The 13,724-nt window shown below is 44.6% G+C and carries 10 protein-coding genes, 2 tRNA genes and 1 pseudogene; 3 read left to right on the forward strand and 10 right to left on the reverse strand.

Features of this window, described 5'->3' with window-relative positions; translation table 11 throughout:
- Positions 1-34: 34 nt before the first annotated feature.
- From JWG44_RS17970 to JWG44_RS18015, 10 genes and pseudogenes are all read right to left on the reverse strand, one after another.
- Positions 35-1,906, reverse strand: a complete 1,872-nt coding sequence (locus JWG44_RS17970) for an alpha/beta hydrolase (protein WP_205276367.1) — start codon at positions 1,904-1,906, stop codon at positions 35-37.
- Between the two features lie 566 nt (positions 1,907-2,472).
- A complete protein-coding gene (locus JWG44_RS17975) occupies positions 2,473-2,880 on the reverse strand; it encodes a DUF6968 family protein (protein WP_332460803.1) in 408 nt (135 codons plus the stop codon).
- 804 nt (positions 2,881-3,684) lie between these two features.
- Positions 3,685-3,758, reverse strand: a tRNA-Ile gene (locus JWG44_RS17980).
- 103 nt (positions 3,759-3,861) lie between these two features.
- Positions 3,862-3,971 (reverse strand) — tRNA-Met (locus JWG44_RS17985).
- 307 nt (positions 3,972-4,278) lie between these two features.
- Complete coding sequence (locus JWG44_RS17990) at positions 4,279-4,848, reverse strand: acyltransferase (RefSeq protein WP_205276368.1); 570 nt, start codon at positions 4,846-4,848, stop codon at positions 4,279-4,281.
- Complete coding sequence (locus tag JWG44_RS17995; RefSeq protein ID WP_332460807.1) at positions 4,832-5,308, reverse strand: LIC_11959 family protein; 477 nt, start codon at positions 5,306-5,308, stop codon at positions 4,832-4,834. The genes JWG44_RS17990 and JWG44_RS17995 overlap by 17 nt, the downstream gene beginning before the upstream one ends.
- Positions 5,309-5,337: 29 nt before the next feature.
- Positions 5,338-6,648 (reverse strand): HEAT repeat domain-containing protein, encoded by a 1,311-nt coding sequence (locus tag JWG44_RS18000; protein ID WP_205276370.1) that lies wholly within the window; start codon positions 6,646-6,648, stop codon positions 5,338-5,340.
- Positions 6,590-7,072 (reverse strand): response regulator, encoded by a 483-nt coding sequence (locus tag JWG44_RS18005; RefSeq protein ID WP_205276371.1) that lies wholly within the window; start codon positions 7,070-7,072, stop codon positions 6,590-6,592. The genes JWG44_RS18000 and JWG44_RS18005 overlap by 59 nt, the downstream gene beginning before the upstream one ends.
- A gap of 114 nt (positions 7,073-7,186) precedes the next feature.
- Positions 7,187-8,407: a 6-hydroxymethylpterin diphosphokinase MptE-like protein gene (locus tag JWG44_RS18010; RefSeq protein WP_232371714.1), complete on the reverse strand. Its 1,221-nt coding sequence runs from the start codon at positions 8,405-8,407 to the stop codon at positions 7,187-7,189.
- A gap of 182 nt (positions 8,408-8,589) precedes the next feature.
- A pseudogene (locus JWG44_RS18015) lies at positions 8,590-9,188 on the reverse strand (DNA primase).
- A gap of 439 nt (positions 9,189-9,627) precedes the next feature.
- Between JWG44_RS18015 and JWG44_RS18020 the strand changes: the two are divergent.
- From JWG44_RS18020 to secA, 3 genes are read left to right on the forward strand one after another with little or no spacing between them, the layout of a single operon-like run.
- Entirely contained in the window at positions 9,628-10,266 is a 639-nt protein-coding gene (locus JWG44_RS18020) for a TlpA family protein disulfide reductase (RefSeq protein ID WP_205276373.1), read from the forward strand.
- On the forward strand, positions 10,263-10,946 hold the full coding sequence (locus JWG44_RS18025) for a type 1 glutamine amidotransferase (RefSeq protein ID WP_205276374.1): 684 nt from the start codon (positions 10,263-10,265) through the stop codon (positions 10,944-10,946). The genes JWG44_RS18020 and JWG44_RS18025 overlap by 4 nt, the downstream gene beginning before the upstream one ends.
- Before the next feature lie 51 nt (positions 10,947-10,997).
- On the forward strand, positions 10,998-13,724 hold the full coding sequence (gene secA / locus JWG44_RS18030; protein ID WP_205276375.1) for a preprotein translocase subunit SecA: 2,727 nt from the start codon (positions 10,998-11,000) through the stop codon (positions 13,722-13,724).

The following is a 13,724-nucleotide window of genomic DNA, read 5'->3' on the forward strand; positions in this document are numbered from 1 at the left end:
CAAACCTTTGGTGTCAAATGCTTTCCCGCAGAATTTAATCCAGTTTCTGAATCCAATCGTGAAAGCCGGAGCACATTTCTCGAACCGTAGGCATATGAAATAGAATTCCCAAATGTCCCTGATCGAATTTTACGATTTGATTGTTTTTGGAAGGAAGGGCCCTCAATTCTTCTTCCACGGAATCCACGGGAACGATTTTGTCCAAAGTTCCTAAAACCGAGTAGATCGGAAGTTCGAAGTTTTTCTGCAATTCGGTGTAGTTGATCGATCCGTCAAAGGAAAAAAAAGCGTGGTCCTTGCTCAACTGAGAACGAATGAATTGCAGAATTACTTTTGTGGATTCTTCGCAAAAAATATCTTCGATGAGAAAATACCATTCCGGAGGAGAGATTTGTCTGTAACCGACGAAGTCTCGGAGGTTTACAACCTTGGTGCTGAGTTCGAAAGAAACCGTTCTCAAAGAAGAATGAAGTCCCAAGAGAAATTTAAAAAACTTATTTAGGTCCACGGTCGGAAGTGTGGATTGAAGGGAGAATGTAGTGAGATCAAAGATAAAATCGGAAATCGATTTTGTGGGAAGAAGGCTGAGTCCCGTTTTGATCGCGTTCATTCCGGGGATGTTAGTCCCTACGGAGACGAAGTTCGGCGAAGTGACCGAGATGATTCCGGAGATCGCATCCTTCGGATCCGGAAGAGGAACCTTGGTCTGAGGATATTTTGCGACAAATGTTTCGTACGCAGAAGCGTAGTAACGAGGAATCATTCCTCCCATACTGTGTCCCATTACTACGATCTTTTCTTTGGGAAAACTTTCTCGGATCCAATTGAGGACGGCGGGAAAATCCTCTTGGATGAAATCGTCGATCGTCCAACCTTCTTTGATTCCGTTGTAGGGAAGCGTTTGTCTGGAACGTCCGCGCATGTCCATGGAGAAAACACGATAGCCGTATTTGAGGGCCATCTCTCTCGCCACCTTGTCCATGACGGATCTTCTGCAAAAAAAGCCGGGGATCAAAAGAAGAATTTTTCCGGTGTCGTTCGTCTTTTCCGGTTCAAACCGTTTGAGACTCACCGAAAAACCGTTGCTGGACGGAATGATATAACTCGCATCCAGACGATAGGAACAGTTGTAAGTATGACAGTCGAAGATGATCGAAGTAACGGGATGAACCTGACCCGAAGTTCTCGTGTAGTAGAGATGTTTCGCATAGGAATGAAGATCCGCTTTTTCGATGTTCTTCTTTGCGATATAAGGATCGGCTTTGTTGTCCATCTCTCTTGCGACGACAAAGTCGACTACGTCGTAGAGAGAACTGAGTTGTTCTCGGACTTCTTCTCTCTGTTCGTCCGTCATTCTGTCTCGGCGGATTCCCCAGATCATTCCGATCGGATTTCCTTTTACAAAGAGCGGAATTCCCGCCGCATAGTTCATAGTTCCTGAAAGAAGATGTCTGAGATTCGGGTGAATCTTCTCGTCCTTCAAACTGCTAAAAACCACTTCGGGGCGTTTTTTGGTTTCCACGGCGATGATCGCTTCCCGAATAAAATTCGCGGAGAGGTTATCCTGGTCTTGGATCGAAACGGGAAGGGCGCGGTTAATAAATTCTTGAATATCTTTGAGTCCGATTCGGGTCGCGATTTCCTTCATTTTGAAATGGGTCGCGGAACTTACGATCTTTAGATTCTTATCTTGGATCGCCTCAAAGACCGCGTAGTTGAACATCGGTTGGTTGTTTGTGAAAGTAAGCGCGACGATCTTATTCACGAACGCGGACCAGACCTTTTCTAAAAACTTATAGGTATAATCCGGGACGGGGAAAATAAAAATATCGTCGGGAGAAACGTTAAGTCCGCTTTTCCCTCTTCTCTTACGAGCGGCAGGTTTTTTTTCCAAGAGTTCAGCCATACTGGAGCCAGAATCGCGGGCAAAATCTCCACTGCCAACCTGGATTTAAACCTTTTTGGATCTTTTTTAAGGGAAATATTTTGTTAAAATATGCGGGTTCAAATTGTTACCTGCGAAAATTCTGCGTCTGAGTTTCAATGAGATTTCGGAAGGAGAAAGAAAGTCGCTTTAATATTTTCTAAAATTGAATAAAACTATCATATACGGATCCGGAAAAAAATTTCGGGCGTGCCCCGGACGGCGTATCCATTTTCTCTTGGTTCCTATTTTTTTGAAAATAGGAAACGCCGCCGGGTCGCGTCTCTCCAAGCTCGCGCATTCGCGCTCGTCTCTGCGAGACGCTTCGCGCTTTCCGAACCGCTCACGCAGGATTGTTAAACGAAGTTATTTTTTGTGAGATTGAAGGTTCTTGGTATTTGATAAGAGAAATTTTTTAAAAGGAAATAAGAATCGGTTCCTTCCACATTCAATAATTCCGTTTGGTGGTTGGAGAAAAAATTGCTCCGAAATTCAGGATAGGCGGTGTTTAAGAGTTTCGATCCAGAACGAAAAGGAATCGTAAAGATTTATTTTTTCAAATTCCTCTTTTTTCTTTGGAGAAGTTTTTTCCAGGCAATTTCTTTTTTTAGAAACATCTCAGGTGTCTCAGGAAGGGGAAAGCCGAGATTTTCTTCGTTGAGCCAGGTAAGCTTTCCAGGATTGATTCTTTGATAGTGAAGTCGGAGGATGGAACCGATCATCTCCATCGCCAATTGAAGGGCTTGGATCGAATCGATTCCAAAGGATACTTTGATTTCGTCGAGGCCTAAACCTTGGATTTGAAACGGACAGTACCAATCCATTTTTTTGTCTTCGGAAGGTTTCGGTTTTCCGATTTTAACAATTACCTTTTGTTTCGTTTTTCCCTGAGAGAGATCCAATTCTCTCTTTGCAATGACGGTTCCTAATTTGAATTTTTCTCTCAAGCGTTTCACCTTTTCTATAATAGGATGGGGAATTCATTTTTTGAAGAAGATCTTGTTTTTTTTATTCACGCAGAATGTCGTACATCCCACTTCAGCCGTGTGAAACGGCGGCCCCACCCTCGTTGGGTTATAACCTTACCCACAAAGTGGACTGAATCTTTAAAAGAATTTGTCGTAACAACGACAGTTCTCCGTGAAACGAAATCCCCGCCCTGAAATTTTGGGTGGAGGGGCGGGAGGCGGAAGACTCCCGGCGATTTTCCTATATCACAGGATTAAAACTTTGCAAGGAATATTCTCTCTCAGAGCTTTTGTAGGAACTCCTACAAAAAGTCATACTGGGATCCTTCTTCATTCGAAATCGTTTTTTTAACTTGTGGGTAAGGTTATGCTTGTTGGGTGGAGGAGGCGGGCTCGTGGGAAAAAATGGGACGAGTTTTCTTTATCAGAAAAAGAATCATTCTTCAACTCGAAATTATCTCCCACAGTTGTCGGAACTCCGACAGCGAAATTCAGTAAGCAACTCGGGAGACGAACTCGAAGTTCTTCTTCGCAAGAAAAAGATTTTCGTTTGCCTGAGGCTTACAAGTCCCAAACTTTTTGAAGAATTTTGACTTGCCGTTACGCAGTTTTCCATCCTGGAAAACTCGGCTCCACGGCGTCTTTTTCGTGCTCTTCGCCATCATGGCTCGAGTCGCATTTGCGACGCTCTCTATGGATCGCTGCAAACGCTCTCACGAAAAAGCTTCAAGTCCTTCTGGGAGATTAGTTTGTTTAGGGATTTTTATTCTTGAAAAAGAAGGGGACTACTCTTGGGCCCAGAAGGACTTGAACCTTCGACCCGCAGATTATGAGTCTGCCGCTCTAACCAACTGAGCTATAGGCCCGGAGTAAATCCAATTTTTCAGAGAAGTCTCATTCTTCAAGTGAATTTCTACAAGAAGTTACATTCGGCGATTTGAATATAAGTAGAGGGAAGCTTTACTTTCTTGGGCCCAGAAGATGGATGCCGATCCATAGAGAGGCATCCGCTGAGTTTTTCTGAACCTTCGACCCGCAGATTATGAGTCTGCCGCTCTAACCAACTGAGCTATAGGCCCGGAGTGATTCCAATTTTTCTGAGAAGTCTGATTCTTCAAGTGAATTTCTACAAGAAGTTACATTCAGCGATTTGGATTTTTAAGTAGAGGGAAGTTTTACTTTCTTGGGCCCAGAAGATGGATGCCGATCTATCTTGCGACCCATAGGGAGCAAGATTTGAGTTTAGAGAGGCATCCGCTGAGTTTCCTTGAACCTTCGACCCGCAGATTATGAGTCCGCTGCTTGAACCAACTGAGCTATAGGCTCGGAGTGATTCCAATTTTTTTGGGAAGTCTCATTCTTCCAGTGAATTTCTTTTGCGAGGATTTAAAAAGAATCTTTGGAAATCGGTTCGAGAAAGTTTTTGGGTAAATCGAAAAAATCCGAGATCGTTTTGTTTTCAGAATCGAAAGCGAGATATACGGAGACAATTTTTTCTTGTTTCCGGAAGAGAAAGTAACGGATCGTAAGCGGATTTCCGGAAACGATTTCCTTTCTTTCGGCTCCAACGGCGGTCATTCCTCCGAGTTTCGGAACTGAGAATTCTTTCGAATTTGGGAACAATTCTTTTAAGAGAGTTATCAAGGATTCTTCCCGAAAAGGGCCTTCCCATTCCCGAAGAATCAACATCCAAGCCCTTCCATGAGTGGGAATTGCCTTCCAGTGATTTCCGTTTCCGTCGGTTTTTACTTCCGTTTTTTCCGGAAATCGAATTTTCAAAAGGTTGAGGACAAAAGGAGAAGAGGGAGGGTAATAGGCGAGGTTCGGATCCAACGGATCTAAGGCATACAGTGACACGAAGTGAAACTGAAAAAAGAAACAAATCAGAATCGAAAAAACGAAAGGGTTCTTCTTTTTAGAATTTCGTATTAGAATTTTCTTAATAGATGATTTCATCCAGAGCAAGTTCCCGAAAATTCTCCAAGTCAAAAACCGGAATCGAGAATCTTCCTTTTTTGTCTTCTAAGGTGACTTCAGCGGCCCTTTTAAAAAGCGGAATCGTGGAAACCTGATATACGATCATTCCTTCCCATCTTCCCTTTACTTCGTACGCCGCGCCTTCCGCGAGTTTTCGAACCATTCTTGCTCGCGACTTGTCGAACTTATTGATTCTATATCTGTAATATACGGTTTCTCCGTTCCAATCGTAAAAAACCGCGTAGTTCCCCTTGAGTTCCTGGAAGAATAACTTGATCGTCTCTGGGAAGTTAGGCGATTCGGCGGTTAAGGATTCCTTAATGTCCGCGATTCTTTTTTCCTCGAAGGAAATCGAACTTCGATACGTCGCGGCGGCTCTGTGCACTTCTTGGGCGGAGACGTCGCCGTAAATACAAACAAAAAAGAGGATCAAAACGATCCCCTTTTTTACGTTCGGAAAACGAGAATTCAAATCCCGTCCTCTAATTCTTCGGTTTCTCCTTTTCCTCCCGGAGAAGCGCCTCCGGAAGAGGGCGGACTTTCGGAAGAAGGGGGATTGGAAGTCCCGGGAATCGGAGAAGGATCTCCCGATCGAATCGGTCTTTCCCTGTTTCCCGCTTTGTATTTGGGAGAATCGGAATCTTTCAAATCGAGATCGTTTCCGGATTCTCCCTTTTTTAATTTTTCAATGGCTATCTTCGCGGCCTTTTTAACTTTTTCGCTAGGATCTCTCTGAGCCTTGTATTCTAAAATTTCCAAAACCGACATATCGCCTGTATCGGTCAGATGTTTGATCGCTCTGAGTCTTACGACCGGATCGTCGTCTCTCGCATAAGCATACAATTCTTCTAATATGTCTTTGTCTCCCATGGAAACAAGAGCCGTGATCGAATGGATCTTCAGAGGCTGATAGTCTTTGACTTCGTTCTTACTTTTGATGTTTCGGATCTTATCCAATTCTTCTTTGATCGTAGGCATGGAGGAGACGGATTTCATTTTACCGAGAGCGCTTACGGAAAAACTTCTTAGAGTGATCGGTTCTTTTGAGTCCTTGTAGATCTCCAGAAGAGCGCCTTCCGCTTTTTTATCCTTATTCTTTCCAAAGAAGAGGGCGATCTGCGCGCGGATTTCAGGATCATTGAAATTTTCGTTCAACCTCGCGAGAAGAAACGTGGTCGCCTCGTCCCTGGGGGGAAATTCTCCGAGGGCGTCTAAAACTCCGACGGTGAGATTTGAATTTTTTGTAAAGTCCTGAGTTTTTAGAATCTCAAAAAGAATCGGAGCCGCTTTTTCAAGTTTGAGTTTTTTCGTAGCGTAGATCGATTCTCTTTGAATGTCGGGTTGTTCGCTTTTTAAAAGTTTTAGAATGTGATCGCTAAATTGCGAAAGTTTGAGTTCGGAAACGGTCCGTATTCCATAGACCTTCATCATCCAGTCAGGATCTTTTTCCAAAATTTTCCCGAGCTGTTCGATCAAAACTCCGGAATGTTCGGGAGGAAAGTCTTCCAATTCCCGAAGGGCCATCGCCCTTTCCTTTGTGGTTCCGAACTTCAAAACTTGAAGTAGGATGTCCTTCTTTTTTAGGATTTGTTCCTCGGAAAGTTGTTTTGCGGGTTTGGATTGAGGAGCGGAGAAGGCGGCCCGATTCGCAAAACAAATCAGAAGAATAGTTGCAAAAAATGGAATGTATTTCACGAGTTTTCGAACGGTCTTTTTCGAATTATTTTTGGAGTTTGGAATTTTGTTCTTCCAGTTCTTGGATTTTTCTGTTGAGTTCATTGATTAAGTGTTGGTTCTCTAAATTTTGGCGGAATTTTTCGATTAGAAATCGAATGTCTCCCGTGAGTTCTTCGATATTCCAAGGTTTCTCCACATATCGGCTGAGTCCCCCGTAATTGATCGCGTGAATCGCGGAATCCAAGCCGGCCTGACCCGTGAGCATGATCTTGATGGAATCGGGAAGTCTTCTATGGACTTCCTCTAAAAACTGAGACCCTTTCATACCCGGCATTACCTGATCGGCGATGATCACTTCGATCACGTATCCGGATTGTTGAATCTCTTCCATCAGAGCCAAACCTTCTTCCGCGCTGCTCGCGGTTTCGATTTCGTGGCTTTCTCCAAACTCGTTTCGGAGCTGCTGTTGGATCGTTTCCAATACCGATACTTCATCATCGACACAAATGATATAACCTTTATTCATAATCCCGTTCCCATACCGGAAAGTCTCTTTAGAAAGAGAATTGCGTCGGTTTCTCCGGAAATGTCAAGAGGTTATATCGATCGGCGCAAGAATTACTAAAAAAGGAAATTGGACTTACTGAGAAACGATCCTTTGGATCCGAGAAGAAAAATAGTTCTTTCCCTCTAGTTCAGGATGTGCGATGCAAAATCGAATCCATTCTTGGATCCGGATTTGATTCGGATTCTCCAGGATCAAACCCGAACTAACTTCTTTTTTTTCGGTTTTCGAAAGGTCTGATCCGAGATCGGTTTGAAAAAGTTCCGGAGCTTCCCGTTTTAGGATTTCTAAAATCGAGAATCTGCGATCCCATAGATTTGCTTTTTGAAAACGACTCCCGAAAAGGCTATTTTTACGCGTGATCTGGGGGAGGTCGTAGGATTCGTAACCGGTGGAACGACAGTGAGTTCGGCCTCCGTTTCTCTGAAAGTCCACACCTTTGAAAATGATTCTTCCGTATGAGAGTTGTTTGGCGAACGAAACCGCGATCCCGGCCATATTGAGGGACGGATTCTCCAGAATCGGAGTTTTGGGGAAGAAGAGGGTGCGTAACGTTTGATCCAAAGGATGGGTCGAAAAGTAGATCCATTTCGGATTTGGAAGATCGAAAAGAAACGAAGAACCTCCAAACCAAGTCACGATCGGAACTTCGGGCGGGAGAATGTTTCGAAAGTGAAATAACGTTCCTCGGGAAGAATCGATACTCAAGACCATATCGGGAAGAATTCCCGAATATAAAAGCCAACCCAGAGAAGTGTCCGAAGCCAACAGATGAAAGCGCGTTCGGTTTTTAAGAATCCAATCCGTGTCCTGTTCCAAAGAAGGGCTCGCGCCGGTAAAAAGTAAGGTCTGGTCTTGAAAAAAATTCTTCTTAGCTCCCGAAATGATTCCGGAAGAATTCGAATTCTTGCATATACTCGAAACGTTTTTGACCTCGTTTCGAGTCCAGATTTTTTGAAAGTATTCTTTTGCGGTTTGATTCTGAGAAGTTTGGGAATTCTGTTTGAGAGAATCCAAAAAGTTCACGGTAAGATCCGGGAACTTCCGGGTATAAACGGGATGAAGAAAAGGAACTACCTTGTTTGTATCTTCCGAAAGCCAGTGGGTGAGCGGATGTTCTAAAAAAGAATCCAATCCAAAGATCATCCGAATTTGATGTCCTTTTTCGGAATAAGAACCTAAGAGCCTCTGGAAGAATTTTTGGCCGATCGGTTTGAGAGAGGAGATCGGTTCCACGATAAGAAGTCGTACCGGTGTTTCCCTTTTTTTGAGATAGGATTCCACGTGATAACCCAAACCGAAACCGAATATGAGGATCGTTTCTTTGGGAGATTCGGGAATCGGAATTTGTTCGGAGAGTCTTTCTCCTTCGGTTGTCGGGTTGAATCTAGAATGAAAAAGGAAACCCGATTGGGTTTCCTCTAAGTTCAGGGTTCCGTTTGGATTGGAAATGAGACGGTAGATAAGCGAAAGACCTCTTAGTCCTCTTTTTTCTCGGCTACTTCTTCCTCTTCGTCGTCATCGTCGAGTTTTTCCTCGTCTTCATCCTCGTCTTCGTCGTCATCATCATCCTCGTCTTCCTCTTCCTCTTCCTCATCGTCTTCCTCCTCATCTTCGTCGGAGTCCAGAGCATCTTCGTCTTCGTCACCATCGAGGATCGGGCGGGGCGCTTCTTCGGGGATAAAATCTTCTTCGGTATCTTCTTCTGCGATCGGAGCTTGAGGAGCTTCGAAAAGTCCGTTGAATTTAGAATAGGACGCGTTTGTAATATTTGCTTCTTGATCGAGTACGATTCTTTCTTCTTTTGAGAAATAGCCGTATTGAACTTCTTCGCTGGAAAGGGCGTACATCGCCTGAACGGCTAATTTTCTGGCTTTGATTTTTTTGGGGAGTTCTAATCTTTCGATTCGGTCCAACGTGTGGAATCCGGCAACGGCCTTTTCGTATTTGTTGCGTTTGGCGAGTTCGATGAGAGTTACAATGTCAAATTCAGGATTAAGTTGGTTCATTCGGATTCCCTGGTAGATTCGAAAGGACGTTCAAAATACCATGAAATCAAGGGTAGAGGACTTGTCAAACCCTTATCGTCCTCATTTCAGAGAAAACTCTTTTTTGGGAACCTCCAAAAAAAACTTTGGAAAGCGCAAAATTATGTCGCATTAGGATGAACAAAGTCGCTATTTTTTTCGCCAAAGCATTTTGGGAGATCCCACTTGTTCCTCGTTGAATCTTACTCATCATTTGAATCAACGCGAGTTCAATCAGAGATTTTGTAAGAGTTCCTACATTTGGGCTTTTTGCTTGCGAAGATTCGATTTTTCTGATAAAGAAAAGTTTCCCGAGTTTTCCCGCCCCCTCACCCCACCACCCGAAATCAGGGCGGGGCGCGCGACTTTCACGGAAGGATCGTCGGAACTCCGACAGATTCAGTGAAAAATTCAGTTCGATTAGGTTATCTATGGGCCTTGGTTTATTCCTTGAATTTAGAGCCCGAACGCTTTCCTCTGGTATTATCCATGAATCCGGAACCAGATTTCCGCCTTTTCTTTCCCCCTTTGTTTGGAAGTTATGTAGCATTGATGAACCGATTTGCCCTTTTTATACTTTTTATCCTTCTGGTATTCCAATGTGCCCCCTCCGAACAGCCCAATTTGGGAGTTCAAAGTTTCCAGGGAGTCACTTTAGATGGAAAAGAAATCAAACTTTCCGAGGTCACGGCTCCACGTTTGGTCCTGAACGTCTATGGTCCCAATTGTGTTCCTTGTATCAAAGAACTTCCGGCTCTCAATTATCTCTACCGGGAAATACAAAAGGATCCCAAGATCCAATTTTATATGGTGGTAGATCCGGCGCTTTTTTTCGACGATCCGGAGACGATGTCGGAAGAGGAGCTTCTCACAAAGGCAAAACCTTTGGTGCAAGAAGAGGCTCGTAAGTTTGGAATCCAAGTCCCGATTCTTCTGATGAAAAAGCCGTTTCGAGTAAGTCGATCCAATTCGATCGTTACGGGAACACCGGAAACACTTCTTTTTAAAACAAAACCTTTTGTTCTCTATTATAATTTTATCGGACCGATCAGTGAGGAAGCGAATCCGGCAAAACTTTCCACGGATCAAAAGGTTCTCTTTTTTAAAAGGATGGCCGGATCTTCATGAGAAGTTTGATCGTTCGTTTTAAGGACTGTGAAGGTCCGGGAATCCTCTTGGATTCTTTGAAGGAAAGAAATTATAGAATCTCGTATCACAACGCTTACGATACGAGAATCCAACCTATTCCCGACGCGCATCTGATCTTTGATCTGATCGTTTTGTTGGGCGGTCCTCAATCCGTCGCGGATCCGGCTCTCTTTTCTTTTTTCGAACCCTGGTTCAATTTGGTGCGTTATGCGTCTTTGATGCCCAGTCGAAAAGTAATCGGAATCTGTCTCGGTTCCCAGATCATAGCAAAAGCGTTAGGCGGAGAAGTGAGCGTGGGTGAGAAGGGGCCCGAGGTCGGTTTTTCGGATGTGAGCATTCAGGAATCCCATCCGGTCTTAAACGGTATTCCTTCTTTTCCGGCGTTTCATCTTCACGAGGACGTCTTTTCGATTCCGAAGGACGGAAAACATCTTTTAAAAAGCGAGATGTATCCCAATCAGATGTTTGCGGTTCATGATAGAATTTTCGGCATTCAGTGTCACCTCGAAGTGACCGCGCCTATGCTCCACGTTTGGAAAGGGGTTCACGCCGATTTTATGAGTTCCGCCGGTTGGGTTCCTGGACCCGATACGGAGTCCCTGAGGTCTCAAATGGAGACGTCAGGACGTAAGATATTCAACGCAATTCTCGATCTATGAAGTCCGAGATTCCACAAGCAACATTTCAATAACGTAATACGGAAAACTGATATGATTCAAAGCATTCTCCGGGTAATCCTTGGAAGCAAATTCGAAAGAGATATAAAAAAACTCATCCCGATCGTTCAACTGATCAATTCTCTGGAAGAAAAGATGAAAGTGATGAGCGATTCGGAACTTTCTTCTCAGACGGTTCGTTTTCGCGAACGATTGGCAAAGGGAGAATCCCTGGACTCCATTCTTCCCGAAGCGTTCGCTACGGTGAGAGAAGCCTCTCTTCGGACGATGGGAATGCGGCATTTCGACGTTCAGATGATGGGCGGGATCGCTCTTCACGGCGGTAATATCGCGGAGATGAAAACGGGAGAGGGAAAAACCTTAACTTCCACTCTTTCGGTTTATCTCAACGCTCTCGCGGGTTTTGGAGTTCACGTTGTCACGGTGAACGACTATCTCGCAAAACGGGACGCAAACTGGATGAAACCGATCTACGATTTTTTGGGAATTTCCGTCGGTGTGATTCAACACGATATGGATCACGAACAGAGAAAGATCGCTTATTCCGCGGACATCACATACGGAACCAACAACGAATTCGGATTTGATTATCTCAGAGACAACATGGTTTCCCACAGAGATCACAAGGTTCAGAGATCCCATTTTTACGCGATCGTCGACGAAGTGGACTCGATCCTCATCGACGAAGCGAGAACTCCTCTGATCATCTCCGGTTCTTCGGACGAGACTACCGACAAATACGTTCGTATCAATAAAATCATTCCTAAGCTGATCGTAGGCGAGGACTTCGAAGTGGATGAGAAAGCGCGTAACGTGCTTCTTTCGGAAAGAGGAGTTTCCCACGTGGAAGAGATCCTCGGGATCGATAATCTCTACGCTCCCGAAAACGTAGATTTGGTTCACCACGTTCATCAATCTCTCAAGGCGCACAAGATCTTTCAAAAAGACGTGGATTACGTCGTTCAAGGCGGAGAGGTCATCATCGTGGACGAGTTTACCGGTCGTCTGATGGCGGGAAGAAGATACTCCGACGGTCTTCACCAATCCCTCGAAGCGAAAGAAGGTGTGACGATCGCAAAAGAATCCCAGACTCTCGCCTCCATCACGTTTCAGAACTATTTTAGAATGTATGACAAACTCGCCGGGATGACGGGGACCGCCGACACCGAAGCCGAAGAGTTTAGAAAAATCTACAACCTCGACGTGATCGTGATTCCGCCTAACGTGACCGTGAAAAGAAAGGACTTTCCGGATCGGGTCTATAGAACCGAAAAGGAAAAGTTCGACGCGATCCTCGGAGAAATTCGAGATCTTCAGAGTAACAAACAACCGGTTCTCGTGGGAACGATCTCCATCGAAAAGTCCGAGGTTCTTTCCCGAATGCTCGCGTCCGCCGGAATTCAACACAACGTCTTAAACGCAAAGTTTCACGAAAGAGAAGCCGAGATTGTTGCAAACGCGGGAAAGCCCGGCGCCGTCACCATCGCTACCAACATGGCGGGAAGGGGAACGGATATCGTTCTGGGTGGGGCTCAACTCTACAAAGAAAACCTCGAAACCTGGAAGGACGAAGACGATCTTGTCAGACAATTTAAGGAAGCCATTTTAAAACAAGATTTAGAAAACGCTGAAACTCTGGCTCAGAAAATGGACTCGGGTGCAAAACAGAAACGAGCCTCCGAAATTCTTCAATCGATTCAAATTTGGAAAAAGAATCACGAAGAAGTTTTGAACGCGGGCGGTCTTCATATTCTCGGAACGGAAAGACACGAAGCGAGACGGATCGACAACCAGCTCCGGGGACGTTCGGGTCGTCAAGGAGATCCGGGTTCCAGTAGATTCTACTTATCGCTTCAAGACGATCTTATGAGAATTTTCGGTTCGGATCGTATTTCGGGCTTAATGAAATGGGCGAATATGCCGGAAGGTCAAGAGATCGAGAGTAAGATGGTGAGTAACGCGATCGCCAGAGCTCAGAAACGAGTGGAAGGCCATAACTTCGACATCAGAAAACATCTTCTCGAATACGACGACGTCATGAATCGTCAGAGAATCGTGATCTACAAAATGAGAAACGAAGTCCTTGAAAACGAAGACATAGCTCCTCTTATCCTCGGGTTTATAGAAGAATCGGTCGAGAACCAAGTTGTCACTCACTGCGAAGGGAGTAATCCTTCCGCTTGGAATCTGGAAACTCTCAACGAATGGTTGGAAGGTCTGGATCTCGACGTCAAAATCCAAGAGGAAGATTTCAAAAAAACCAAAAATCCTCAGCTCGCTCTTTTTGATACGATCAACGCCGCCGCTAAAAAACGTTACGAAACAAGAACTGAAAGTATCGGAAAAGACATTTGGAAACTCTTGGAAAGAAATATTTTCCTGGATATCCTCGATCACCGTTGGAAAGAACACCTCTATTCCATGGATCATCTGAGAGAAGGAATCTGGACCGTCGGCTACAGCGAAAGAAATCCGCTCGTGGAATACAAACTGCAAGGATTTAGAATGTTCGACGTCGCGATCGAAAATCTGAAAAACGAAGTCGTCAACTTTCTGTTCCGTGTTGAAGTAACAGAAAATTCTAAACTACCCGAAGAGAAAAAGGAATATAAAAAAGTGGGTCAGGAAGTGACCGGAGGATTTCCGACTCTGCAAGGCGGGAATCCGAATTCTTCTCGATCCAATGGGTCGACGGTTACTGTAACCACGAGCTCCGGCGGTGGAACGGAAAGAAAAACGAGCCGGAGAAGAAAGAGGTGA

Source organism: Leptospira ainazelensis (assembly GCF_016918785.1).
GTDB lineage: Bacteria > Spirochaetota > Leptospiria > Leptospirales > Leptospiraceae > Leptospira > Leptospira ainazelensis.